22 protein-coding genes are annotated in these 25,650 nt (G+C 39.1%); 8 read left to right on the forward strand and 14 right to left on the reverse strand.

Going from position 1 to position 25,650, the window contains the following annotated elements:
• Positions 1-169 precede the first annotated feature (169 nt).
• Genes U1E44_RS06370 through U1E44_RS06390 form a run of 5 tightly spaced genes read left to right on the forward strand, consistent with a single transcriptional unit; the run spans position 170 to position 3,738 of the window.
• Positions 170-763 (forward strand): hypothetical protein, encoded by a 594-nt coding sequence (locus U1E44_RS06370; RefSeq protein ID WP_322930222.1) that lies wholly within the window; start codon positions 170-172, stop codon positions 761-763.
• On the forward strand, positions 753-1,349 hold the full coding sequence (locus U1E44_RS06375; protein ID WP_322930223.1) for a hypothetical protein: 597 nt from the start codon (positions 753-755) through the stop codon (positions 1,347-1,349). The genes U1E44_RS06370 and U1E44_RS06375 overlap by 11 nt, the downstream gene beginning before the upstream one ends.
• Before the next feature lie 13 nt (positions 1,350-1,362).
• Positions 1,363-1,971: a hypothetical protein gene (locus U1E44_RS06380; RefSeq protein ID WP_322930224.1), complete on the forward strand. Its 609-nt coding sequence runs from the start codon at positions 1,363-1,365 to the stop codon at positions 1,969-1,971.
• Between the two features lie 15 nt (positions 1,972-1,986).
• A complete protein-coding gene (locus U1E44_RS06385; protein WP_322930225.1) occupies positions 1,987-3,075 on the forward strand; it encodes a hypothetical protein in 1,089 nt (362 codons plus the stop codon).
• Positions 3,076-3,129: 54 nt separating this feature from the next.
• Complete coding sequence (locus U1E44_RS06390; protein WP_322930226.1) at positions 3,130-3,738, forward strand: hypothetical protein; 609 nt, start codon at positions 3,130-3,132, stop codon at positions 3,736-3,738.
• A gap of 70 nt (positions 3,739-3,808) precedes the next feature.
• Here the strand turns inward: U1E44_RS06390 and U1E44_RS06395 are convergent, their stop codons facing one another.
• The 3 genes from U1E44_RS06395 to rnr are packed head-to-tail and all read right to left on the reverse strand — an operon-like array spanning position 3,809 to position 7,428.
• Positions 3,809-4,492 (reverse strand): LysE family translocator, encoded by a 684-nt coding sequence (locus tag U1E44_RS06395; RefSeq protein WP_322930227.1) that lies wholly within the window; start codon positions 4,490-4,492, stop codon positions 3,809-3,811.
• 4 nt (positions 4,493-4,496) lie between these two features.
• Positions 4,497-5,177: a head GIN domain-containing protein gene (locus tag U1E44_RS06400; RefSeq protein ID WP_322930228.1), complete on the reverse strand. Its 681-nt coding sequence runs from the start codon at positions 5,175-5,177 to the stop codon at positions 4,497-4,499.
• 58 nt (positions 5,178-5,235) lie between these two features.
• Positions 5,236-7,428, reverse strand: coding sequence for a ribonuclease R (rnr, locus tag U1E44_RS06405; RefSeq protein ID WP_322930229.1), 2,193 nt, complete (start codon positions 7,426-7,428; stop codon positions 5,236-5,238).
• A gap of 741 nt (positions 7,429-8,169) precedes the next feature.
• Between rnr and U1E44_RS06410 the strand changes: the two genes are divergently transcribed.
• The 3 genes from U1E44_RS06410 to U1E44_RS06420 are packed head-to-tail and all read left to right on the forward strand — an operon-like array spanning position 8,170 to position 9,976.
• On the forward strand, positions 8,170-8,601 hold the full coding sequence (locus U1E44_RS06410) for an RpiB/LacA/LacB family sugar-phosphate isomerase (protein WP_322930230.1): 432 nt from the start codon (positions 8,170-8,172) through the stop codon (positions 8,599-8,601).
• A gap of 15 nt (positions 8,602-8,616) precedes the next feature.
• Positions 8,617-9,531 (forward strand): cation diffusion facilitator family transporter, encoded by a 915-nt coding sequence (locus U1E44_RS06415; protein WP_322930231.1) that lies wholly within the window; start codon positions 8,617-8,619, stop codon positions 9,529-9,531.
• A gap of 4 nt (positions 9,532-9,535) precedes the next feature.
• On the forward strand, positions 9,536-9,976 hold the full coding sequence (locus U1E44_RS06420; RefSeq protein ID WP_322930232.1) for a GNAT family N-acetyltransferase: 441 nt from the start codon (positions 9,536-9,538) through the stop codon (positions 9,974-9,976).
• A 19-nt stretch (positions 9,977-9,995) separates the two neighbouring features.
• Here U1E44_RS06420 and U1E44_RS06425 read toward each other — a convergent pair whose 3' ends face one another.
• From U1E44_RS06425 to U1E44_RS06475, 11 genes are all read right to left on the reverse strand, one after another.
• A complete protein-coding gene (locus U1E44_RS06425; protein ID WP_322930233.1) occupies positions 9,996-10,370 on the reverse strand; it encodes a hypothetical protein in 375 nt (124 codons plus the stop codon).
• Between the two features lie 210 nt (positions 10,371-10,580).
• The gene (locus U1E44_RS06430) at positions 10,581-12,695 is read right to left on the reverse strand and encodes an outer membrane protein assembly factor BamB family protein (protein WP_322930234.1); all 2,115 of its coding nucleotides are present in this window, start codon (positions 12,693-12,695) and stop codon (positions 10,581-10,583) included.
• 307 nt (positions 12,696-13,002) lie between these two features.
• Positions 13,003-14,412: an exonuclease domain-containing protein gene (locus U1E44_RS06435; RefSeq protein WP_322930235.1), complete on the reverse strand. Its 1,410-nt coding sequence runs from the start codon at positions 14,410-14,412 to the stop codon at positions 13,003-13,005.
• 187 nt (positions 14,413-14,599) lie between these two features.
• Positions 14,600-17,605 carry a DNA polymerase III subunit alpha gene (locus tag U1E44_RS06440; RefSeq protein WP_322930236.1) on the reverse strand — a complete coding sequence of 1,002 codons (3,006 nt, stop codon included), beginning with the start codon at positions 17,603-17,605 and terminating at the stop codon, positions 14,600-14,602.
• Between the two features lie 620 nt (positions 17,606-18,225).
• Entirely contained in the window at positions 18,226-19,440 is a 1,215-nt protein-coding gene (gene dinB, locus U1E44_RS06445) for a DNA polymerase IV (RefSeq protein WP_322930237.1), read from the reverse strand.
• A 256-nt stretch (positions 19,441-19,696) separates the two neighbouring features.
• Positions 19,697-20,809 (reverse strand): bile acid:sodium symporter family protein, encoded by a 1,113-nt coding sequence (locus tag U1E44_RS06450; protein ID WP_322930238.1) that lies wholly within the window; start codon positions 20,807-20,809, stop codon positions 19,697-19,699.
• Between the two features lie 84 nt (positions 20,810-20,893).
• Entirely contained in the window at positions 20,894-21,373 is a 480-nt protein-coding gene (locus U1E44_RS06455) for a nuclear transport factor 2 family protein (RefSeq protein ID WP_322930239.1), read from the reverse strand.
• 33 nt (positions 21,374-21,406) lie between these two features.
• On the reverse strand, positions 21,407-22,339 hold the full coding sequence (locus U1E44_RS06460) for an RraA family protein (protein ID WP_322930240.1): 933 nt from the start codon (positions 22,337-22,339) through the stop codon (positions 21,407-21,409).
• Between the two features lie 35 nt (positions 22,340-22,374).
• Complete coding sequence (locus U1E44_RS06465; RefSeq protein ID WP_322930241.1) at positions 22,375-23,334, reverse strand: RraA family protein; 960 nt, start codon at positions 23,332-23,334, stop codon at positions 22,375-22,377.
• Positions 23,335-23,398: 64 nt separating this feature from the next.
• On the reverse strand, positions 23,399-24,676 hold the full coding sequence (locus U1E44_RS06470) for a mandelate racemase/muconate lactonizing enzyme family protein (protein WP_322930242.1): 1,278 nt from the start codon (positions 24,674-24,676) through the stop codon (positions 23,399-23,401).
• 16 nt (positions 24,677-24,692) lie between these two features.
• Positions 24,693-25,637 (reverse strand): RraA family protein, encoded by a 945-nt coding sequence (locus U1E44_RS06475; RefSeq protein WP_322930243.1) that lies wholly within the window; start codon positions 25,635-25,637, stop codon positions 24,693-24,695.
• Positions 25,638-25,650: the final 13 nt, after the last annotated feature.

Here is a 25,650-nt window from a genome sequence, read left to right on the forward strand (position 1 = left end):
CCTTACTTCTTTATTCGGTTTTTTAGTGCTATTTCCGGCCTTATATTGTTGCCCATTATGCATCTTAAACGTAGCGATTTATACTAAATAGCACCTTCATTCGTTAATTTTCAGATAGGTGAACGTATTTTATACCTATACATCGTTAATGCCCTTTCTTTTAGAAAATATGAACAAGCTTTTACCCTTAGTACTCTTAAGCCTTTTGGTTGCCAGTTGTTCGGGCTACTTCGATACGACATCTAAAAACATGCCTTACACCCACCCTAAAAAACATGAGCACATGACAATAGACATCAAATCAATAGCAACGGCCTACCTTAAATCGGGCACTTACGGTGGTTCTACCCAACACGAAGTTTTTCCTACGGTGTATCACTACACCCATTTTGACGGGTACAATTCAGACAAAAACGAAGAATTTCAATCCTTATTTAGCACGTATATCCAAACTATAAAGGTGAACAACAGTATTTCTCTTCAAGAATATCTCACCTATTTATATAACAATAATTCCGAAAAACTGCAGGAAATACACCGTAAAGACCAAGAAAAGCGTGCCGTAGGGAACAGCCATGTGGAACTTGCAAAACTCTTTTTTGTAGATGATGAAGCAGGCACAGTGCTACGCATGGATCCTTACTTGGTCTCATTAAGCCACAACGAACACTCGAGCAACCTCCATCTATTTTTACAGGAAAATGCCACGCACTTTAAAAGCGAAATACCCGATGCATTTTTTACGAAATACTATGGAAACTAATCCTTTGGGCGCTCCCCTTAAAAAGTGGGTTGGGCTTGGAGTATATCCAAAGCGCAGCCGAAGGGCTGCCACCCCTATGGTAAAACCACCACGAGCCATGAGCAAACTATCGGTACTGTTGTTGGTATTATGCACACTCAACGCCTGTGCCCAACAAAAAGTCAAAACTCATAAAAGCACAAAAATGCAGTACAACAAAGAACAAATAATTTTAGAAGTGGCTTTATCGCCAGGAGGTCCAGGAAGCCACAGCTATGCCTACACTGTATATGCCGATGGTCGCGTTTCCCTTCCAGGAGATTCTTATCATACCGCTTCAAACCAACTTTCTTCAAAGCAGTTAGCGGCAATAAACAAAAAATTAAACAACATCGATCTTGAAAAGTTGAGTAACGCACAAAGAGGCGCGTTACCAAAACAAACCGTCCACAACGGACAATCTGTAAAATTGAACTGTTATCACAACAAAAAGTACTTTCGTCTAAGGTACCGAAAAGGAAGCGAACCCATTCCCGATGAAGTTACTCATTTCCACAACTATTTTATAAACTTGGCAACAACCCTTGAAAAAAGGAGTAATTTTTAACAAAAAAGTTGAAATGACAACAACAAAATCAACAGCGATTTTATTCGTTTTGGCGCTAACTATTAGCTGTAATAACACAAACACACAAACTCAAAACAAGGCCATTTCTGAAAATGAAATGACGAAAGAAGTGGAAACCATTATTAACGAAGCCATTTCGGAAAATGAAGCTATTAATGCACTGGCCGAAGTAAAGACCATCATTGAAGCGCTGGATGCATCAATTTTTATGGATAAAACCACCCCTCAAGAATTGGCAACATATTTCCCAATAGACTTACAAAAAGGAGATGCTGGCAATTACAGAAATGATGTTCCCTATATGGAGTATAAAACAATAAATGAATTTTCTTTTGAAGAGGGTGTATTAAACGCTATAATATGCGCTTCGGCGTACTTAGATAGGAATATAAAAGGGCAAAATAACCACGGCAAAGAGGTGCTGGAATACGTAATTACCCAACTTGGAAAACCTGAAATCGTTGATAGGGAGCAGCATTGGGAAAGAGAACATTACAACATCATTTTTCGGGATATTCACTTTTATGAGGATGGCAATTGGACCCTCTGGATACAATCGCACAAAAATTATTTTCCATCCGAATTTCTTCCTGAAGAGTAACCTTAAAATTCATATATGAGTCAACAACCCATAGACCTGCCGGATGAAATATGCCTCAGTGCCGTAATGCCGGAAGGTACATCGTACAAATCACAATTTCTATTTACAATAAAACATATTGTAAACCATCCTAATATTGAATTTTATTCTTGGTTTTTATCTGCGCAAATCGCAGAAAAAAGGTCGTTCAATGCGAAACTAACGACAAAACCTACAGCCAATGATTTTGAACGCTATAAGGACTATTTTGAAGACGGTTTTGGTATAGTTACCTCCGTGGGTCAATTCATTATAAGAGATATGGATGTTGACGACTTCACTAGAAAAAACAACGAAAATTTGGGGTACACTACGGGCTGGAGAATTACTGTAAAGTTGGTTGAATGTCTTATGGAACCATTTGATCAACATAAGTTCTTTGCAGCCATTCCTATTTATCAAAGTATTTTACAGGCATTGATCATTGAATACCCGCCAAAAAGGGCTATCATATATCGCCAACAAATTGGCAATCTTTACTTAGGGCCATTTCCTCCTCACGCAGAGCCAGAGGCCATGGTTGCTTACACAGATAAAATGTATATTGAAGAAACTTATGCTTCTCTGGATGCTTTTTGCGATCAGTGGGACAAGGTAAGTTTTCATAACCAAAACGGGGTTTTGGCAGAAAGAGATCTGCACATTATATCCGAGTCCGATTACAAAATAAGTATATTAAAACGAGGTATGGGTCTACTCCGTGTCGCCAAAGCATCTGTTCTTGGGGGATCGCGAGGAATTTATAGGATAGCACCTACGCCTTACGACGAACAGAAACTAGCGCAACTACCCAGTTATATAGAACAAATAGGCTACAATGAGAACGAAAAAAGCCTTGAATATACGGCCTATGTTCCGGAGGATGCTTTTTTTAGCCCAAAAGATATTTTCTTATTAATGGATTATGCAGAAAATGGCACCGCAGATGGCAAAGAAGTAAAAACCGTCATTATTACATTTCCTACAAAAGCAATGGCAGAAAAAGAAGCCTTAGTTCTTAGGTATTTGGATTATGTGAAAATTCAGTATTTGGCAGGTAATGGCTCGTGGGCAATTCTTTCTTAATAAAGTAAAACGCATTCAAAACATAGGAGATAAATAATAGCAACAAAAGAAAGTATGAAGAAAGTAAACGAACAACAAATAAACAATTACTTTCACCAACTTCAATTAGCCTTTCCTGAATTTGAAACGCATGAAAAGAAAATTTTTGAGCCTTCCGAAACTGATTTTCCATTTTCTTGGAAAGACCCACTAAAAGCAGCTGATAATGTACTTAAAGTGCTTGCCCGGCACATTGGTTTAGATGCAGAACGGTTTGATTTGATGTTCTACGAGCAGTACCCCGAAGAAGACGTAGAAGACCCAAATTCCGTATATCTCAAGTTCAGAAACGATAAAAAATCAACCTTGCAAGATTACCAAAATAGCGTTAAAAAATATTGCATCAACATAGATGCTTTTGTTTTTGCATATGCCGATTGGGTAATTGCTGCTATTGCGCACGAAATTTGCCATTTAAAACTTTTAGAAAAAGGAATTTTTGATGTTGGCGACGAAAAACTAATAGACGTTGCTACGGTTTATTTCGGTTTTGGAAAGTTAACAGCGCTTGCTTCTGCCAATAAGGGCAAAAGCCTAGAGCCACATGCTCATAAACGTTTTGGAAGCTTATGCGACGAGGAATGGTCATTTGCTTTAGCGGTATGCAACAACTACAAAAGATAAGCAAAGCACAGCGATAGCGCTTACTCCATTGTCTTAAGGTGTTGCCCTACTAAGGATAAACTAAGCGAACCTAACACCTGCTTGAAACGTTGCACCCCTTATTTTCAATGTCGTGCGCTAAGCCAAGTTTGCTTTTGGGTAAAAATCCTTTTACAATTAGTGCCAGCCCAAACACCATAAGTACAATCCCCAAAGTACGTTTCATAATGCGAATTCTTTTTGTGGTTAGTTTGCTTCGTAATTGCTTAGCCAGCAATATTTTACATAAATCGGTCAGAAAATAAGCCCCTATCATGGTTCCAAAAAATAAGACCATACGTTCGGGATCGTTATTTACACTAGGCCCAATAATGATAATGATGCCTAACCAAAAAATAAGGACACCAATATTGATAAAGTTAAGCAAAAACCCCTTCAAAAAAAGACCGGCATAACTGCCTTTGGTACGTTTTATTTTTACAGGTTCCTTTTTATTCTCCTTTCTTAAAAATGTTGTGATGCCAAATACAAGGAGAATTGCCCCACCAAACACATATAGCCCCGGCAGATTGCTTAGGTTTTCGAGAAGTTGATAACTACTAAAATAGGCTATGGTGATAAAAAGAACATCTGCCAAAATAACACCTAAGTCAAAACATACGGCCGCCCGAAATCCTTTTAATGCGCTGGTTTCTAATAGCACAAAAAAAACGGGGCCAATCATAAAACTCAATAAAAATCCTAAAGGTATTGCTGCCTGTACAACTTCTAACATGTAGCTACATTCGTATTATCTTTCCTCCAAAAACCGTTTTCTCTTCCATTTTTTCAGGATTGCCATACACATGCACAGTGCCACCAGCTTTTACGGATGCTTTTACGTAGTCTGAAGCAAAAATTTCTGCCGTAGAACCTGCATTCACATTAACAGTGGTAAATTTTGTTTTAAAATCCTTTCCTTTATACACACCTCCTGTATTCACAATAACATCTTGATTGTCTGAAGAACCCTTTGCTGTAACGACGCCACCGGTAACTGTTTTTATTAAAAGTTGTTCTACTTTGGCGTCCACTTCTACCTGACCCCCTTCCTGCGCTTTTAATTCTAACACAGGTTGCGAAAAGGGTTGTTTTGCATTTATTTTAGCATCTTCATTTACATCTAAAACCACTAAATTATCGGTATAATACAAGTCTATAAAAGTCCGATATCCGCTAAAAATTTTAGTAATTTCCATTCTAATTTTTAAAACGTCGTTTGTAAGCACAATGGCCACCTTATCGGTATTGGCACCTGTAATGACCGCCTTATTTTCATTGGATTTAATTAGTGTTACCGACAAACCATCGTACACCTTTACATCCCTAAAAGGCTGAAGCGCTTTGGTTACTTTTTCATTTTGCGATTGTAGACCTGACATCGCAAAAAAAAGGAAAACAAAAAGGAAAGCTTTCTTCATGTTCTATGATTTATCACAGTAATGGCACACGAAATCAAAATTCATTCCAAAAAAACTATTATTCCGTTGCCTTACCTATCAAGGTAAAGTCTAAATGTCGTTTTGCAAGATCGGCATTTTTTACCTTTACAATTACTTCGTCTCCTAACTGAAATGTTTTTTTGGTACGTTCGCCTATAATGGCATATTGCTTTTCATCAAAGATATAATAATCATTTTTTATATCCCGTATGCGTACCATACCCTCACATTTGTTCTCTATAATCTCCACATACACACCCCATTCTGTAACACCGGAAATAACACCCAAAAATTCCTTTTCGCCGTGATCCTGCATATATTTTATTTGCATATACTTTACAGAATCCCGTTCGGCATTGGCCGCCAAACTCTCCATATCGGAGGAATGTTTGCACTTTTCTTGAAAAATTTCTGCCTTTGGCGATGCTGCTCCTTCTAAATAATGCTGTAATAAACGGTGCACCATAACATCCGGATACCGCCGAATAGGCGATGTAAAATGGGTATAATAATCGAACGATAAGCCATAATGGCCTATATTATCTACTGTATATATCGCTTTACTCATACTCCGAATAGCCAAGGTATCTACTAAATTTTGTTCTTTTTGACCCTTTACGTCTTCCAACAACTTATTTAAAGAATTACTAATACTTTTACGATCTTTAAAATTTAATTGATGACCAAAACGTGAAATAATTTGATTCAATGCCATCAGCTTATCCTCATCCGGTATATCATGAACCCTATACACAAATGTTTTAACGGGTTTTTGTTTTCCTATATACTCGGCTACTTTTCTATTGGCTAACAACATAAATTCTTCTATCAATTTATTTGCTTCCTTAGCCTCCTTAAAATACACACTCTCGGGCTCGTGTTGCTCATTAAGATTAAAACGAACTTCTATTTTATCAAAAGAAATAGCTCCAGCTTGCATCCGTCTTGCGCGCATAATGTGTGCTAAATCATTGAGTTTCTTTGTGGCGTCTACTATAGAATCGCTTACATTGTACGCATAGCCACGTATAGATACCTCATCTGGTATGGCACTACTTCCGGTTTCTATAATATGTTGTGCTTCTTCATAGGCAAATCTTTCATTGCTATTCGTTACCGTTCTTCCAAACCATTGGTTTATAACATGTGCTTTAGCATCTAACTCGAAAACGGCAGAAAATGTGTACTTGTCTTCATTGGGTCGCAACGAACAGGCATTATTTGACAGTACTTCCGGTAGCATAGGTACCACTCTATCTACCAAATACACAGAGGTAGCTCGGTTATAGGCTTCATCGTCTAAAAGGGTATCAGGTATTACATAATGCGATACATCAGCGATATGAATTCCTATTTCATAATTACCATTTTCTAAATATTGAAACGATAGGGCATCATCAAAATCCTTAGCATCTTTAGGATCTATGGTAAAGGTAAGAACCTCACGCATATCCCTTCTTTTAGCTATTTCTTCCTCCTTAATCCCTGTATCTAAACCGTTGGCATATTGTTCTACCTCTATGGGAAATTCATAAGGCAACCCATATTCTGCCAAAATGGAATGGATTTCTGTATGATGTTCTCCTGGTTTGCCCAACACCTGTCGTATACTTCCTTCGGGAGAATCCGCACGATCGGGCCAATTGGTAATCTCCACAATAACCTTATCCCCATCGGTCGCCTCACCTAAATTATCCTTCCCTACAAAAATATCGGTATACATTCTAAAATCGGAAGGACGCACAAAAGCAAATGTTTTTTGCATATCTACAATCCCCACAAACGACATTTTATGTCGTTCTAAAACCTGAGTTACTTCCCCTTCTAATTTTTTACCCGATCTTCGTGGATATATGTATACCTCTACGATATCCTTGTGAAACGCTTTGTGAAGTTTGTTTGATGGTATAAAGACATCCTCTTCCATACCGTCAATTTTAATGTAGGCATTTCCTCTTCCCGTAATATCTACCACACCTCTATGATACGATCTTGTAGATGCTATAGCTTTATAATTTCCTCTACTTTCTTCAACTATTTTTTTTCTCTCTTTTAGTGCTACTAAGCTCTTAATGAGTTCATTTCTATCGTTGGCATCTGTTATTCCTATTTTTGCTGCAATTTGTTTATAATTAAAAGTTTTGTTGGGCTCTTTTTCTAAAACAGTGAAAATACCTTTGGTAATTTCGTTGCTTTTTTGCCCTTTAGATTTCTTTTTACTTTTTGACATGAACTATTTTAATTTCGTGAAAATTACGAATTATTATCCGAAGCGAAATGGATATACTTATGGGATTCCAAATGACATCATAAATTGTTATAAACAGTATTATATATATATATACTATTTAATTTTTAATTTAAAAAAAGGAAATGATGCTTATTATAGTATGTTCATAGTCTAAATAACTTTTTGTAGAAATTGTTGCTATGAACACTTAAATAATGTTATTGACATTTTGTACCACCCTATTTTATTTATAAATCAATACCTTATCAATGTTATAAACGATGTTGAATTGTATTTTTCAACATGAAATTAGTGATAATTTAATGTTAGTTTTATGTTAACTTGATAGGCTGTAGGTTTTATAACTTGCTACTATAAAATGAAAGATTTAGGTTGCATTGTTTTGAAATTTTTATAAGCGATAATTGCAAGCTAAATACAAAATGGAATAGTCCTTTTTTTTGTAAAGGTTTTTAACAATAGTAGGTGAAAACTATACTACTAAGAATCAGAATATTGTATTTTAAATTAAAGCTAAGTGTTCATAAACTCTTTTCTAACGGGTTTCCGATGCTTTTCGTACATTTATGTTTCTTTTTAATAGTACTATATATGAAATGAGCATAACTAAATTTTATCATTAGGTACCAAACCGATTTGATTATATTTTTTATGTGAATTCCTAAAAATGAAGTAACTAAAAATTTCTTCATTTACAGCAAACTATAAAATTTTGAACAGATGAAAATAGCTATTGGAAATGATCATGCAGGTACGGAATACAAACTTGCAGTTATTGGTTTATTAAAAGCAATGCACATAGAGGTTATAAATCATGGCACAGATGGTATGGATAGTGTAGATTATCCAGATTTTGTACATCCTGTAGCTATTGACGTAGAAGAAGGTAAGGCTCAGTACGGTATTATTATATGTGGCAGTGGCAACGGTGCTTCTATGACCGCTAACAAACATCAAAAAGTAAGGGCTGCTTTGTGTTGGACTAAGGAAATTGTAGCTTTAGCCAGAGAACATAATGATGCTAATATACTAAGTTTACCTGCTAGGTTTATCTCTTTACCACAGGCGTTGGATATGGTAAAGGTCTTTTTAGAAACCAATTTTGCAGGCGGTCGCCATGAGCGTAGAATTGAAAAAATATCTTGTAGTTAGGTAATTACATTAATTATGGGGCATTCGCATCACCATCATCACCATCATGCTTCGGATGTGAAAGGAAAGAATCTGGTGATTTCAATTGTACTGAATGTGCTCATTACCGTAGCCCAGATTGTAGGCGGTTTATTTTCAGGCAGTTTGGCTTTATTATCCGATGCGCTTCATAATTTTAGTGATGTAATCTCTTTGGTGCTTAGTTACGCAGCTAATGTATTTGCCAAAGAAAAAGCATCTCACCGCCATACTTTTGGATTTAAGAGGGCCGAAATCATGGCCGCTTTTATTAATTCGGCAACGCTTATGGTGGTGGCGGTATTTTTAATAATCGAGGCCATAGAGCGCTTAATTACTCCAAGAGAAATAGAAGGAAATGTAGTACTATGGTTAGCACTTTTAGGAATTTTAGCCAACGGATTTAGTGTGCTTCTTTTAAAAAAGGATGCAGCCTTAAATATGAATATTAAATCAGCGTATTTGCACTTACTTACCGATATGATGGCTTCCGTAGCCGTACTTGTAGGAGGAGTTCTAATTACTTTTTATAAGGTGTATTGGATTGATGCCGTACTTACGATGCTAATAGCCGGCTATTTAATTTACATGGGGTACGATTTATTAAAGGCCTCTACCAAAGTGCTGATGCTGGCAAGTCCGGAAACAATAGAAGTCTCCGCAATTGTAGATACTTTAAGTGCTATTGCCCCCATTAAAAATGTGCATCATGTGCATATTTGGCAGTTAAATGATCATACTATTCATTTGGAAGCGCATATCGATTTTAATCAGGATATTCTCCTTTCAGAATTTGATGCTGTTTTAACTACTATTGAAGAAACCTTAGGTAGGGAATATGGGATAAGTCATTTTAGTATTCAGCCGGAATTTGGTAAGTGCAGCAACAAAGAAATTATTGTACAGGAATAACAGGATGGATATTACGGTAAAAAAATTTAAGGATCTCCAAAACCAAGAACTCTATTATATATTACAGTTGCGAAGTGCTGTGTTTGTGGTAGAACAAAATTGTGTGTATCAGGATCTTGACGGGAAAGATTTTAAGGCACTTCATGTGATAGGCACCAAAAAAGGAGAACTAGTAGCGTATACACGTATTTTTAAGGCAGGTAAATATTTAGAATATGCCAGTATAGGAAGGGTACTTGTAAAAGAAAGTGCACGTAAATACGGTTATGGTAAAGATATCTTGAGCGCTTCAATAACAGCTATAGCAACCTATTTTAATGAAAGCAGGATACAACTTTCCGCACAATGTTATTTACAACGATTTTATAATTCGTTAGGATTTATAGCAATAGGGGAATCTTATTTGGAAGATGGAATTCCACATATCCTTATGGAGAAACGATAGGCACAGTTCCCGGAACGAACTAAATTTTTAATAACGATTCTTCAGACAAATTAATGTCTTTAATCATGTCATTGGTAAATTTATAGTGTCCTTTGGTGGTTATAATTTTAAAGCGATGATCTTTTAAGCGGCTTAGTGCATGCAATACTAGCCATTTGGATTTTAATAAGCGCGCCTTTTCAGATTTAAGACTGATATCAAAAACATAGCGACGACCGTTTTTGTACGCTACAATATCTGGGGTAATGCTAATTTCACTATCTTTTTTATGATACGTCTTTGGCCGATCATATCCTTCTAAATCGGCTTTTATCTGTTCAAAACCATGAAGTTCTAGGTGTTGGATTGATTTTTTTAAAAAAGCCTCGTTTTCCGTTTTTTCCGTAGTAATCATAATGGGAAATATACAAAAAACTAAGAACATAAAAAATTAATTAACAGCACTTTATATAGAAAAGATTTTTTTACATACAAATAAAGATGTTCATGAGACCGCTGATAATCTAAATGAGATTCTGTTTGTGTATGATGAAAAAAAGGTAATTCTAGCACCTTTCTCACCGCTACTTACTTACTCATTTAAAGCGCTATGTAGTTTGTATTTTTAAGGTAAGGCAAACGCTATAATTTTATTGCCTTTAGGCGTGCCTAATTTTTCACCGCCGCACGCAATAACCACATATTGTTTGCCATTAACAGCATACGTAGCCGGAGTAGCAAAAGCAGCAGCGGGCAGTTGATACTGCCAAAGAACTTTTCCGGTTTTTTTATCAAAAGCCCTGAAAAAGCCATCTTTGGTAGCTCCAATAAAGAGTAATCCATTGGCTGTAACTACAGGCCCTCCATAATTTTCGGTTCCGGTGGGCGTATTTCCTGCCTCGTTTAAAGTTTCAGATTCACCAAAGGGAATAGACCAAAGATAATTTCCTGTATTTAAATTAATGGCATGTAGTGTACCCCAAGGCGGGGAAATTCCGGGATTACCCGCTGCATCCAAGAACTTTGTGTACCCTGTATGGGTGTAAGGCACAACGTTTTCAGTTAGGGGTACGTCTGCAAGCACCTCCATTTTATCTTGAATATCAAATAAGTAATTTAATAAAGCTTCCCTTTCCGTTGTGGGTATTTGCGGAAAACCAGTCATCATACCTTTGCCTTGAGTTATAATGTCGGAAACTTCTAGTGTTGTCCTTCGTTGTTCGATATCAACTAAAGAGGGAAAGCCGCTGGCCGCCAATCCCTTTCGATCCTTTTGATGACAACTCGCACAATAGGTGGTATAAACGCGTTGTCCTAATGGCATTTCTTCTGATGATCCTTCTTGCTTTTCCATTTGGAGTAACCACGCCATTTCGTTGGAATTTACGTAAAGTATACCTTCGTTAGGATCTGCGGCTGCACCTCCCCATTCCGCTGCTCCGTCATAGCCCGGTAAAAGAAAAACAGGGGTTAAGGCTGGCGGTGCATAGAGCCGTTTAGCAGATTGATTAAATATGGTGATAAGTTCTTCCCGGTTTGGGGCATAGGGACTTATATCATTTTCGGTGAGTTCATTCGATTGTCGCGCAAAAGGTTTTGGCTTTACAGGAAAGGGTTGGGTGGGCCATGGCGTTTCACCCTCGAGGGTAGAAGACGGAACTGGGCGTTCTTCAATATCAAACAAAGGAACTCCCGTTTTCCGGTCGAATAGAAATACATAACCTTGTTTGGTTACCTGGGCTACAGCGGCAATTTTTTTGCCCTGATGTGTTACGGTTATTAAATTGGGTGGCGCAGGGAGATCTCTGTCCCAAATGTCGTGATGCGTAAACTGAAAGTGCCAAAGCCGTTCCCCTGTTCTTGCGTTTAACGCTAAAAGACAATTGGCATACAAATTACTGCCTTTTCGAATGCCACCGTAAAAATCCGGGGCTGCCGAGCCCGTAGGCACGTAAATAATACCTAACGCTTCATCTACTGCCATACCGGCCCAGTTGTTAGCGGCACCAACGGTGCCATTGTCGATATACGTTCGGTCTTCCCAAGTTTCTGAGCCCGATTCGTCCGGATAGGGAATGGTGTGAAAGACCCACGCTACAGCACCCGTAATTACATTAAAAGCCATAATATCGCCGGGAGCGGCACCCACATCTTCTCCGAGTCGCAACGGCATCACAATAAGATCCTCATAGATAGTACCCGGCGTATTAGAAATTACAAATGCATTTTTAGCCCTTTCCGGAAGGCCGGATCGTAAATCTATTTTTCCATTTTCACCAAAAGAAGGGATAGGCTGCCCGGTTAATGCATTTAGGGCATATAACTCGGAACCTACGGTGTATAGTATGCGTTTGTCTGCTCCTTTTTCCCAATATGAAACCCCTCTACTGGTAGAATGCCAAACTTTTAAGGAATCGCCAAAACGCCAGAGCTCTTCGCCTGTGGCTGCATGTAGTGCAAAGGCTCTAAGTGCTGCCGAAACACCATATAAAATTGTATCTATAATAATAGGATTCATTTGCATCTGTCCGTAGTCTTCAGAGGCGTAAGACCAAGCAACTTCTAAAGTCGTAACATTTTCGGGTGTAATTTGTGAAAGTGTAGAGTAGTGGTTACGATCCGGACCTCCTAAATATGAACGCCATGTAGTATAGTCTTGGACTAGCTTTGGGGATTCTAAGTTGTTTTTACAGGCATAGAAGAAGAAAATACTAAGTAAAAGTAATATGGTGTTACGCATGGTAAAGGCTTAGGATAAAAAAAAACATAGTTTTAAAAGTACAAAAAATAGCGAACACTACATTGGGCAAACCAATTTGTAAACGCCTCACAGAGAATTTAGAATGTAATGTAAGCGAGATTGTTTAAAACGTATGAATTGTGACACTAAAAAGGATACCCGATAGTTGGTTTTTTACCTTCCGATAAGAAAAACGTTAGCGTGCTTAGAAATCACGCACATTTTGATCTTAAAAATATTTGGGATAATCGAATGAGGTAGGTAGTTGCATAAAATTACTTGGCATCATTTGTCTTTGCCATCATAATTACAAAGGAGACATAAGGGAAAACAAATCATCTTCTACCGCGACGGTCATAAGCTGTAGGTTTTCAGGGTGTTTTTTGAGGTAACTGTTAAGAATTCGGTGAATGTCGCGATTGTCTTTTTGATGCACTAAAAGAGAAGCTATTTGTTTTGGGGAGATGTTTCTAAGTGGAGCTGTTTTGTATCCAAAGCCTTTATAGATACCGCCCTGCACTAACACAAATGCCGTTTCTTTGGGATGTCGGCCTTTTTCCCAAATAACAAAATTTTGGTTTTCAAATTGTAGTGAAGCAACGGCTCGTAAGACTCTGTTATTATAAGTGTTTATAGCTTCTTCTTGGCGACATACCCCTTTGCATTGCTTTATTTGGTAATGAAAGCAACTGCTTACATTGGTTTGTAAGCTACAGTATTTGGGGCAAAGCTCATACGTTTCGCAAAGGGTTTCCAAAAAACTTCGGCATTCGGTAACCGAATAAAATTTTAACAAAGGTTGTTGTACCAGTTTACTGTGGTTATAGGCCAGATGCAGTACGCCGGAGGTATCTTCATAGGTAAACAAGGCAATACTTTCTTTTACCCTACGCTGCGCCCGGTTGTATTTTGGAAATAGTTGTTTTATTTCTGCCGATTCCAGTAACAGTGCCAAGAGTTCACTTCCGGTTTCGGTGAAATCGATGTCTGCTACCTCCATACACATGGTAAGCTCTTTTTTCGTCTTATCGTAAAAATGGCTCAATACCCTTTGTTTTATGTTGTTCGCCTTGCCCACATAAATGACGTCCTTTTGGGCATTTTTAAAATAATATACCCCTTCGGTTTCCGGTAATTTTTCAAAAACTTCCTTGGGCAATAGTGGGGGAAGCGTGGCCTGCCTGGAACGAACATTTAAAAACGAAGAAAAAACGGTATTATCTGTGTCCAATTCCAGTAATTGGCGAAAGAGTTTTACCGTGGCTTCTGCATCACCTCTGGCACGATGCCTATCGGTAATAAAAATACCCTGTGTTGCGCATAAAGGACCTAGACTGTAGGATGATAAATGAGGTATCAGTTTGCGAGATAAACGCACGGTACAGAGTTTTTTTAGCTTAAAATCGAACCCTAATTCTTTAAATTCTTTTTGAATGCCGTTATAATCAAAGTTTACATTGTGCGCCACAAAAACAGTGTCTTTGGTAAACTCCAGTATGGTTTTGGCTACTTCATAAAACTTAGGTGCGTGCTGCACCATGGCATTGGTTATCCCCGTAAGATTGCTAATAAATTGAGGGATGTTGCACTCCGGATTAATGAGGGTGGTGTACTCATCAATAACTCGTTCCCCATCGAACTTAAAAATAGCGATTTCGGTAAGTTTCATTCCGGTATACCCATTTCCGGTGGTTTCTATGTCGACAATGGAATACATCTGAAAAGGTAAATATTGGGTTTTGAAGATAAGGATTTATTTTTTTACGCGATAATGGAGATTGAAATGCTCCGACGCTTGCCTTTTTGCACCATGGGCGGACGCAGAAACGCAATGTAAAGGTTCCTTTTGATGCCTCGTGGGCCTGCTCCGGGGTCGTTTGCCAATATAATTGTATACTTTCTGGCTATAAAGATATTTTCTTATGTGCGGTTTTCATATCTGCATATCTTGGATCTTGGATGTAATCTTGTTTTTGCATTTTAATAACCTCGATGCTCAGAAAACCAAATTCACTTACTACTTTTCCATAAAACCGATAAATCCCTTTGCCCCTAAAAATGTATTTTGCGGCCACCGGAGGAAAAAGTACCGTATCGAACACTTCGCCTTGCTGATCTACTAAAGTGGCAAATTGCATCCGTTTTCCGGTATGAGTGCGGGTATTTTTTACCGTTACAAGATAGCCATAAATGTCGATGTGCTTATGGAGGTATTTTTCTAAATCTTTACTGCCTTTGTTGTTTTTAGGGGGTTCTTTTAGTAGTGTAAATGGGCTGCACAAACAAAACCCCAACAACTCCCATTGGGTAAATGCGGTTTCTAAATCTGTGGCATACAATTTGGGAATCTGAAAATTTTGTGGTTTGGGCGGAAATAGTTTCGGATATACTACCGTTTTTGCTTTAGAGAGCAACATATGCGCCTGCCACAGCAACTCATATTTATTGATTTGGGTAAACCGAAAGGCATCAATCCGTATTAAAATACTGATCTGCTCTATGGAAATAGGTACCCGATCTAAAAAATCGTTTAACGAACTAAATGCACCTTCTTTTTGACGCGCTTTTATAAGGCGTTCCATGACTCTGGCTTCCAGTTCTTTTAAGTACATAAACCCCAGATAGATATCTGTTTCATAAATACAGTTTACAATTGCACTTTTATTTACGCAGGGAGGGTGAATTGTGGCACCCAACATTCGCGCCTCATGCACATAGAATTCGGTGCTATAAAAGCCACCCCCATTGTTAAGTACCGCTACCATATATTCTAACGGAAAATAGGCGCGTAAAAATAGCGTTTGGTAACTTTCTACGGCATAGGAAGCAGAGTGTCCTTTAGCAAAAGCATAACCTGCAAAGCTGGCTACCTGATTCCATACTTCGAAGATTACCGTGTCGGGATAGCCTTTTTTACGGCAATTTACGATAAACAGATCCTGTACTTTTTGAAACTCTTCTCGGGAGCGAAATTTGCCACTCATACCCCTTCGCAACACATCGGCCTGACCCAGATCCAGACCGGCAAAATGATGGGCTACTTTAATGACATCTTCCTGATACACCATAATACCATAGGTTTCTGGCATTACTTTTAACAATACCGGATGTGCCATTTTCTGTGCCCGTTCCGGATCGCTGTGGCGTAGGATATATTCTCGCATCATACCACTTTTTGCTACGCCGGGTCTAATTATGGAGCTTGCCGCTACCAAACCCAAATAGGTATCTACCTTTAGCTTTTTCAGCAGCATCCGCATGGCAGGCGATTCTACGTAAAAGCATCCCATACATTGGGCACTCTTTACCAGAGTATTAATTTGAGGGTCTTTTTTAAATTTCTTGACGTCGTGTATATCGAATGTATTTATTTTATTAGGTTGGTTCTGTGCTATAATTGCTATAGCCTCTTTTATTTTCGCAAGGCCGCGTTGGCTTAAAATATCAAACTTAAAAAGGCCTACATCTTCGGCAATGACCATATCAAACTGAGTGGTAGCAAATCCTTTTGGGGGCAAATGAGTAGCCGAAAAACAGTGAATGGGTCTTTCGGTAATTAAAATTCCTCCGGCATGGATACTGAGGTAATTGGGCATTCCATGAATATGTTGTGCGTATTTGAGCACTAAAAGAGAAATCTCATCCAAATCGGTGGGTTGGTAGCCTCCATCACAAAGCAAATCTATATCTTCTTTGGGAAGGCCGAATACTTTGCCCAACTCACGTACAGCCCCATTATGCTGAAAGGTAACATAAGTTCCTAAAAGCGATACATTTTTAAAGCGATTAAAAATATAGGTCGTCATGGCCTCCCGATCTTTCCATGAAAAATCGATGTCGAAATCGGGTGGATTTACCCGATACAGGTTAATGAAGCGTTCAAAATACAGATCGAGTTCTATGGGATCTACATCGGTAATTCTCAATAAATAGGCTACAATGCTATTAGCGCCACTACCGCGACCTACATAGAAAAAACCTTGACTCCGGGCATAGGAAACAATATCCCAATTGATAAGGAAATAGGATACAAACTTCATTTTCTTTATCAGATCCAACTCCTTTTTAAGCCGTTTTGAAATCTCTTCACCTTCTGAAGCTTTTATATCCGGATAGCGATAAGGCAGTCCTTTTTGGCATAATTCTTCTAAGAGCAGGGTGTCTTGTTGTGGGTTTCCGGTATAACACTGTAAGTTTTGTGGTTTTCGTCCTTCAGAAAAATCAAATACAATGTGGCATTCATTCATTAGCTTTTCGGTGTTTTCTAAAATAAAACTGTACTCGGAAAAAACGGCAGCTAAATTTTGAATCGGAAACATCTTTTCGTCTATATGCCCTTCTTCATCTTTAGGCAATAAACTTAATAACACATTGTTGTCAATGGCACGTAGCAAGCGGTGCGTATTAAAATCGCGTTTATTTCTAAAAGTAACGGGCTGTAGCACCACCAATTTGTGTTTTAGCCCTACCAATCTGGAAAAGGGTAGGCGTCTTAGATCGGCTATGGAAATACCTATATACTCGTGTTCCAGAAAAGATATATATTCGTGCAATACTACCTTTTCAAACGGATAAATTATATAAGCATTTTTAAAAAATGGGGCTTTAAAAGGGATCTTTTTTTCTTGGCGTAAGTGCTCGGAGAGAAAGGCATTTAGTTCCCTGTAGCCCTCATTGTTTTTTGCAATGCCCACAAAGCAGGGGTCTACACCATTTCTAAAGTCGATACCTAAAATGGGTTTAACCCCAAATTCAGGTGCTTTTCGAACAAAATTAAGGCAAGCCGAAGTATTGTTGATGTCTGTTAAGGCCAACTGTTTTATATGGTTTTCTTGTGCCAATTGCAGGAGTGCCACCTCAGAAAAGGTGCCGTAGCGAAGACTGTAGTAGGTGTGGCAGTTTAGGTACATTTTTCGTTGTTGGTTGTTCGTTGTCCGTTGATGGTTGTTCGTTGATGGTTTGACCTTTCCTAGCCTGTCCTAAGGCGGTTGATGTGGCGTTACTACATTATTACATTTTCAAATGGCTACATTTTCAAATTTTCAAATCGTTGTCCGTTGATGGTTGGGTCTCCCTTATCCCCTCTCAAGGAGTTAGATGTTTCGTTACTACATTTTCACATTATTACATTTTCAAATCGTTGATGGTTGTCGGTTGATCGTTGTCGGTTGATGGGTTGACCTTGCATAGCCCCCCCTAAAGCCGGAGATGCTGCGTTACTACATTGTTATATTTTCAAATGGCTACATTTTCAAATTTTCAAATCGTTGTCCGTTGATGGTTGTTCGTATTACTTTGTACTTCGTATTTCTAACTTCGTACTTCTGTTTGTTGATCGTTGTCCGTTGATCGTTGGGTCTTCTCTAGCCCTTCCCAAGGCGGGTGATCTGGCATTGTTACATTTTCACATTGTTACATTTTCACATTGTCAAATCGTTGTTGGTTGATCTTGCCTGATATCGTCCTGAAATCGGAAACGTTGGATATTTTACATCGGACGAATACCCATTCCCCTTTGGGGGTTAGGAGGCTACTGCTTTCTATGCGCCAAGATAATGGGTGGACCGCCGTTGAAAGGGTTATCCATTCTGCCTATGGTTTTTGCGCCCATGGCCGCAGCGCGTATTACGCTGCGGTCGCCGTAACGATTACGGATATGATCTAGGGCTGCGTATAAATTCAGGGCTTCTTCGGTATCTTCAAACAAATTAATCTGGTAATTGCCCTGTACTAAATGACTAAATCGAATACCAATGAGGCGTACCAATAATCTTTTGTGATACAACTGCTGAAACAGTTCTAAAATCTTTGGAATTAAAATATGGTCTGCACTGGTATAGGGAATTTTGAGTTGTTTGGAATAGGTGTTGAAATCGGAATACCTTAGCTTTACTGTGATGCAGGCCGTAAGCTTTTCTCCCCGCCGTAGCTGGTAAGCTAAATTTTCGGTCATCGCAATCAAAATACCCCGAAGTTTCACTATATCAATCGTATCTTTATCGAAGGTGCGTTCTGTGGAAATGGATTTTCGTTCCGAAAAAGGGATTACTGGCGTGTTGTCTATGCCATTGGCTCGTTTCCAAATGACCGCGCCATTAACGCCTAGCACCCGTTGCATTAAATCTATAGGCATTTCTTGAACAGCCTGAATTCTTCGCAACCCTAAATTACGTAAGGTTTGATACGTTTTATCGCCTACCATGGGTATTTTTTTGATAGATAAAGGGGCCAAAAAGAGTTTTTCGTATCCTTGATCTATTTTAAGTTGATTGTTGGGCTTGGCTTCATTGGTAGCTACTTTAGAAACCACTTTGTTAATAGAGAGTCCAAAAGAAATAGGCAATCCGGTTTCTCTGATGATGGTTTTTCGTAAGTTGGATGCGTATTGATAACACCCAAAAAAACGATCCATCCCGGAAAGGTCGGCGTAAAACTCGTCGATACTCGATTTTTCGAATAAGGGTACATATTCTTTAATGATATCCGTTACCAAATCCGAGTGCTTGCTATAGGTGCCTGCATTACCACGTATAACGACAGCTTCAGGACAAAGTTCTTTAGCCATTTTCATGGGCATGCCTGAGTGAATGCCAAAACCCCGGGTTTCATAACTGCAAGCAGCAACTACGCCTCTATCGCTTGTGCCGCCTACGAGGATAGGTTTACGCTGTAGGCGACTGTCGAGCAGGCGCTCTACAGATACAAAAAAAGTGTCTAGATCCAAATGAAGAATAGTCTTATCCATAACACAGCAAACAATATGCTAATATATGGATTATTTCCAATATTTTGGATTATTTCCTTTTTTTGATATTGAATTTTATACCCCTTTGGAATTGTTATAGTAACTTCATGTTTCACGGGGGAGGTATCTAAATCCTTTTACGCATAATAGCCAAATAGGAAACAGGGGAAACTGCCGCATCTTTACGTAAGATGCTTCACTACGTTGAGAATGACAAAATGGGAAAAAGTATGGATAAAACAGAAAAAGCGAGGCTTTATTTGCCTTCTACGGTATCAATGTCAACATAATCTTTCGGTGTCTTTCTGTGCCAATACGATGCTAGAATAGAACCTGTAATATTCATAAACGGCCCAAAAACGGCCGCTGCCAAGCCCATAGTGGCAATTTTTCCTAAGGAATTTGCAATGCCTGAAGCGAGACCGGCATTTTGCATCCCAACCTCTATAGCAATGGTACGGGCATCGCTCTCTGTCATTTTAAATAATCGACCAAACCAGTAGCCTAATGCATAACCAAAGGTATTATGAACCAAAACCAGCAACATCAAAATTCCGCCTATTTCCAGAAGACTATTTCTTCCGGCGGCAGTAATTATGGTAATAATTAAACCAATTCCTAGCATAGATACTACCGGCATGGCCTTGTCTAACCATTTGGCTTTTTCACCCCTCAGTTTATTAAAAAGCAATCCGGCACCGATAGGAATAATAATCATCTTCACAATAGTCCACATCATATCCAACACGTTAATTTCTATAAATTCTCCTGCCAAAAGCTTCATTAATAAAGGTGTAACAAAAGGAGACAGCAGTGTAGACACGGCCGTAATCGTAATGGAAAGTGCTAAATTGGCCTTTGCTAAATAAGCCATAACATTTGATGCCACCCCACTGGGAGAACAACCAATTAAGACAATACCAGCAGCAATTTCTGGAGGAAATGCACTGAATTTGGCCAAAGCAAGTCCCATAAAGGGCATAATACCCAATTGTGCTACAATACCAATTAAAACACCTTTAGGAGCCTTAAAGATCCCTGCGAAATCGGAAATACTCATGGAAGTTCCCATGCCAAACATAATGACCTGAATAAGAGGTATAATAAGCGCCGTGAGTTTAAAATCTCCTATTTGTGTAAAATATTGCGGGTAATACAACGCCATGGCAACTCCGGCGAATATCATGGTGGTAAACACATACCCACTAAGCGATGTATAGCCACTGAACCCCAACGCAAGCAAGGCGAAAAAAATAAGAATCGGGATTCCGGCATGGGCTATATTTCCGGTAAAGAGCAAACCTAAAATGACAAGTAGTAATAATGCAGATAAACCTAATGAAACGGAATGTATCGTAATTTTCTTCATGGGTGTTTATAATATCATTTTAATAAAAAAATTCAAGGCTTAAGAACGTACACTTTGCTTATACCTTATGGTTGAGAAAGCGTATTATAGTTTATAAGCTTGCCGAACCCATAATTTCCAAGAATTGTCTTCTGTTTTTTTGTAGATCAGTAGATTGCCTATCCGTAAATCTACGGCTTCCCCATTGCGAGAGCCATCGGCCTCCAGAATATGGCGAACAACCGCCGTGTTTCCTTCTAAATGAATGGTTTGTTCGGGCGTGTTAATGGTTAAAAAACGAAAGGGACCACTAACCAGATCTTCAATAAAGGCTGCCTTATCCTGCACAACACCACTGGAGTGGCCATAGGAAAGATATTCCGAACACAGTCGTTCTAACTGTTCCCTATCTCTGTCTATTAAGGCCTTATTAAATGCGGTAACGACTTCAATGATTTCGTTTTCATTGTTAGGAACGGCTATTGCGGTATTTTCTACCGGGAGATTATCCGGTGCTTTCTCTGGTTTGCAAGCCGTTATCCAAAGTAAAAAGAAAAGGGATACTATTGTAAGAAACTGTTTCATGCTACACTATTTTTTATGGTTCATTACTAAATCTTACCATGTGCGTTTGCTTAATACCGTATCTAAATCGGCTCTAGTCATGGTACCCAATTCAGGATGCTTTGCTAACCATTTTAAAAAATCTTCTTTTATTTTATCGGTCCATTGGCTGTCTATTTCACCTGTGGTATAACTGCGGTTCTTTACCATTTCAAAACCAAATTCGTCTTTAAGTGCCACAAATTCAGCGGTACTAACCACCAGATCGGCTAAATGTGCGGGGATAAATAACACCCCTTCTTCCTTCGCTAAAACCAAATCTCCGGGGAGTACCATGACCCCTCCTATACGTATGGGTGTATTAAGACCCATTAAAACCATTTCTTCCAAAAAGGAGGGATGAAAATCGCGCACAAATGCGTTAAATCCGTCAATTTCACTAACTGCTTCCAAATCACGTGCACTTCCGTTAAAGACTACACCATTGCCCGATTTGTTGAAAATTGAAGTAGCCAAAGTTGCTCCCATTAGGGTACCACCGTTAATTTTTCCAAAGCCATCGGCCACATAGACATCGCCTTGCGATAACATTTCTATAGGCCATGAATTTGTATTTCCTTTTCTTCCTTCTTTTTGTTGACCTCGTTCTTTAATATTTTTTTCTACATCGGGTCTGCTGGGCATATAGACAGCGGTGAGGGCTCTTCCTACAACAGGCACATTACGGTGAACCATTTTCCAATGACCTTCAAATTGATTGGTATAACCTTCATTTTTTAAAACCGTCCAAGCATCATCAATCCCTATCTTTTTAGCTCTTTCTAATAAATTATCGGGTATTTTGGGACGTCCGTCAGGAAATCGATCTCCCTGCCATGTTGAGGTTAAAAAAATTAGTTCTTCTTTAGAGATGGTTTGTGAAAAAACAGAATAAGAGATTAAAAGGCTAAACGTGAAAATCCGTATGAAAAGGATACTGTATTTCATGATAATGATTTTTTTTAGTCTTTAAATTTAGGCAATTAATTATTTTCTTTAGCCAAGTAGGCTTCAATATCGGCTATAGTGACTGTGAGTGGTTTAGGATATTTTTTAAACCAAGCTCGATATTCGTTTTTGATCTTATCGGACCAATCGCCATGAATTTCGCCGCTAGGATACTTTCCTTGTTGCAGCAATACGCGTTCAAACTCGTCTCTGAGCGCAGTTAGTTCGGAGCTAGAAACCAAACCCTCAACCAAATGTGCCGGAATAAACACGACCCCATATTCATTAGCAAAGGCGACATCACCCGGAAATACAGTTACATTTCCTATCCGAATGGGCGCATTAATTGATGTGGGTGTCATATCTTTTATATAGGAAGGATGTTGGCCTTTTACCCAAGCATTGAATCCTTCAGTGTCTTTTAATTCTTGCATATCTCGTACCGAACCGTAAAAAATAACGCCATTACCTGTTTTTCCGTAAATAGCATTGCCCAAACTAGAGCCTATAAGAGTGCCGTCTTTTACTTTTCCGTATCCATCGGCCACGTAGATATCTCCTTTGGTTAAAATATCGATGGGCCAAATATTGATACCTCCCTTTTGGGAGCGTCCTTCGGCTTTTCCTTGTGCCCGTATTAAACTGTCTAAATCGGGTCTTGTAGGCATAAACTGAGCCGTAACTACTCTGCCGGTCATGGTTTCACCCGGTTTTAAAATAAGCCATTCCTGTTCTACCTGATTGTGGTACCCTTTACGTCCTAAATAGCCCCAAATTTGTTCTAACGTCGCGTTTTTTAGGCGTTCTAATACCAAATCGGGTACTTTTGGCCTGCCGTCGTCAAAACGTTCCCCTTTCCAATGGGATGTGAGCGCTGTGACATATTCGGGAGTGGCACCAATTTGTTGTGCCACTACATTTAGAAAGCTTCCTACACAGATTCCTGTTAGCACAAGGGTTCTGTATTTTTTTAAAAACATTTTTACGGTACACATGTGTATTGCGAATTAATGAAGATTGTAAAAGCAATTTTTTGTAGTTGGTTTAATGGGTATTTTTTTATTTGAAAAAGGGTACGTCCTTGTCCGCATATTTGCGCAATCCTTCTTCATTGATTTCTACGCCTATACCGGGCTTATTGGATAAGGTGATAAAGCCATTTTCTACCATAGGCCCATCAAAGGTGACAATTTCCTTAAACATGGGATTTTTATGGAAGTAAATTTGCCATTCTAATATCATAAAGTTGGGCACTGAGGCGCACACATGACAGGCAGCCATGGCACCTAAATAAGAAGCTACCATATGCGGTGCAAATGGCACGTAGTATAAGTTGGCCAAATTGGCTATGCGCTGGCCTTCGCCGAGTCCGCCTGCTTTTTGAAGATCTGGCATAATAATATCTACGGCACCTTTCTCTAAAAGCGGTCTAAACCCGTGTGCTAAATAATGATTTTCTCCTGCACATATCGGTGTACTGGTGGAGTCGGTAATTTTTTTATAGGCATCTGTATTCTCGGCAGGAATGGGTTCTTCTAACCACATCATGTTTAGGGGCTCCAGTATCTTGGCCACTTTTTCTCCGGTAATGGCGTCATAGCGGCCATGCATATCGGCGCAGATATCGATGTTGGGACCTACCTCTTCCCGCGTTGCGGCCATTTGATCGTACATGCGTTGAATTTCTGCCGGACTGGCTGTCCAGTTGTATTTGTCGTATTTATTAGGATCATTCCCTTGATCCAAATCAAACTTAACAGCAGTAAAACCCATATCTACCGCCTCTCTTGCGCTTGAGGCGAAATCGGCAGGTTGTGGCAGTCGGTTTTGATACAATGCGGTATCCATATAGACTCGAATCTTATCTCTAAACTTACCACCTAATAATTGATACACCGGAAGCCCAAGTGCTTTTCCTGCCAAATCCCATAAAGCGGTTTCTACCGCAGTTAGTACGGCTATAAACATACCAGACTGGGCGCCTTCAAAGAAACCAGATCGTCGGATATCTTCAAAGAGCATGTGCACATTAAGCGGGTTTTTGCCAGTTAAGCGACGCCCAAACATTTTTACTAAATGGTAAGTGCCTGGTGTAGCATCTACACCCTCGCCATGACCTACAATGTCTTGATTGCTGTATATTTTAATAAACAGACTGTGTCCGCCACGAATATAGCCGCATTTAATATCGGTAATTTTTAGATCTGAAGGGGCAGAAAATTTTGGGGTGTTATCAATTGCGGTTTCATACCCTTTGGCATAATTAGCAAAAGGCAACGAAGCCATTGCGGCCGTCGCTACTGTTTTGGATAAGAAATCTCTTCTAGAATTTTTCATTGTTTTATGTTATAGGTTACCAAGTTCGAGTTTTTAGTAATTCTTGAATCTGTGCTTTTGGTACAGGAAGTTCATCGATATGACTATTTAACCATTGCGAAAAGTCTTTTTCAATTTCATCGGACCAGCGGGTATCAATTTGTCCGGGGGTGTATTTTTGTTCTCTCAAGCGTTGATGCCCAAACATGTCCCTTAACCGAACAATTTCAGAAGTTTTAACCACTTTTTCAGCCAAATGGGGCGGTATAAACATGACACCGCCGTCACGGCCAAGTACCACGTCTCCGGGCATTACCGTAGCCATGCCTATACGGGTTGGCGTGTTGATACCCACTAAGGTGGTGTTGAGTCTACCATTTGGGTTATTAAGATGATGCGACGGATGGTAAGATCGAAAGAAAGAGGTAAACGAGCCAATTTCCTTTAGACCGTTAATATCGCGAATGGCTCCGTTGTAAACAATGCCTTTTCCGGTTTTTGTATAAATCGAATTTCCTAAATTGTCTCCTATAGTTGGTCCGTCCAGGTGCGCACCAAATTGATCTACCACATAAACATCCCCTTTAATAAGCATATCTATAGTCCAAGCGTTTTGCGACTTAATCCTGCCGTCTTTATTGTGCCCGCGATCGTCAATAACTCGGTGTATATCGGGTCTTCCGGGCATGAATGTTGCCGTAACGGCGCGTCCTACAAGCACACTGTCTGGATTTATAGTTAGCCAATTTTCATCGTATTGATAGTTAAAATTATCACCTTTTAGAACGGCCCAAGCCTCTTCTAATGTTACTTTTTTCATTCGCTCCAAAATTTCATCCGAGACATAGGGTCGGCCATCGTTAAGACGCTCTCCTTTCCACTCAGGAGTTAAGAACAACAATTCTTCTTTGCTGATTTGCTGTGCTGCTAGTGTTATACTAAATCCAAGTAGCACAACGGTAGTCATTACCATTTTCCTCATAGTCTTTTCATTT

This window comes from Aurantibrevibacter litoralis (assembly GCF_034651555.1).
Taxonomy (GTDB): Bacteria; Bacteroidota; Bacteroidia; order Flavobacteriales; family Flavobacteriaceae; genus Aurantibrevibacter; species Aurantibrevibacter litoralis.

Coding starts and splice junctions, on each gene's coding strand:
- U1E44_RS06370 (WP_322930222.1), top strand. CDS start 170: ATGAACAAGCTTTTACCCTTAGTACTCTTAAGCCTTTTGGTTGCCAGT.
- U1E44_RS06375 (WP_322930223.1), top strand. CDS start 753: ATGGAAACTAATCCTTTGGGCGCTCCCCTTAAAAAGTGGGTTGGGCTT.
- U1E44_RS06380 (WP_322930224.1), top strand. CDS start 1,363: ATGACAACAACAAAATCAACAGCGATTTTATTCGTTTTGGCGCTAACT.
- U1E44_RS06385 (WP_322930225.1), top strand. CDS start 1,987: ATGAGTCAACAACCCATAGACCTGCCGGATGAAATATGCCTCAGTGCC.
- U1E44_RS06390 (WP_322930226.1), top strand. CDS start 3,130: ATGAAGAAAGTAAACGAACAACAAATAAACAATTACTTTCACCAACTT.
- U1E44_RS06395 (WP_322930227.1), bottom strand. CDS start 4,492: ATGTTAGAAGTTGTACAGGCAGCAATACCTTTAGGATTTTTATTGAGT.
- U1E44_RS06400 (WP_322930228.1), bottom strand. CDS start 5,177: ATGAAGAAAGCTTTCCTTTTTGTTTTCCTTTTTTTTGCGATGTCAGGT.
- rnr (WP_322930229.1), bottom strand. CDS start 7,428: ATGTCAAAAAGTAAAAAGAAATCTAAAGGGCAAAAAAGCAACGAAATT.
- U1E44_RS06410 (WP_322930230.1), top strand. CDS start 8,170: ATGAAAATAGCTATTGGAAATGATCATGCAGGTACGGAATACAAACTT.
- U1E44_RS06415 (WP_322930231.1), top strand. CDS start 8,617: ATGGGGCATTCGCATCACCATCATCACCATCATGCTTCGGATGTGAAA.
- U1E44_RS06420 (WP_322930232.1), top strand. CDS start 9,536: ATGGATATTACGGTAAAAAAATTTAAGGATCTCCAAAACCAAGAACTC.
- U1E44_RS06425 (WP_322930233.1), bottom strand. CDS start 10,370: ATGATTACTACGGAAAAAACGGAAAACGAGGCTTTTTTAAAAAAATCA.
- U1E44_RS06430 (WP_322930234.1), bottom strand. CDS start 12,695: ATGCGTAACACCATATTACTTTTACTTAGTATTTTCTTCTTCTATGCC.
- U1E44_RS06435 (WP_322930235.1), bottom strand. CDS start 14,412: ATGTATTCCATTGTCGACATAGAAACCACCGGAAATGGGTATACCGGA.
- U1E44_RS06440 (WP_322930236.1), bottom strand. CDS start 17,605: ATGTACCTAAACTGCCACACCTACTACAGTCTTCGCTACGGCACCTTT.
- dinB (WP_322930237.1), bottom strand. CDS start 19,440: ATGGATAAGACTATTCTTCATTTGGATCTAGACACTTTTTTTGTATCT.
- U1E44_RS06450 (WP_322930238.1), bottom strand. CDS start 20,809: ATGAAGAAAATTACGATACATTCCGTTTCATTAGGTTTATCTGCATTA.
- U1E44_RS06455 (WP_322930239.1), bottom strand. CDS start 21,373: ATGAAACAGTTTCTTACAATAGTATCCCTTTTCTTTTTACTTTGGATA.
- U1E44_RS06460 (WP_322930240.1), bottom strand. CDS start 22,339: ATGAAATACAGTATCCTTTTCATACGGATTTTCACGTTTAGCCTTTTA.
- U1E44_RS06465 (WP_322930241.1), bottom strand. CDS start 23,334: ATGTGTACCGTAAAAATGTTTTTAAAAAAATACAGAACCCTTGTGCTA.
- U1E44_RS06470 (WP_322930242.1), bottom strand. CDS start 24,676: ATGAAAAATTCTAGAAGAGATTTCTTATCCAAAACAGTAGCGACGGCC.
- U1E44_RS06475 (WP_322930243.1), bottom strand. CDS start 25,637: ATGAGGAAAATGGTAATGACTACCGTTGTGCTACTTGGATTTAGTATA.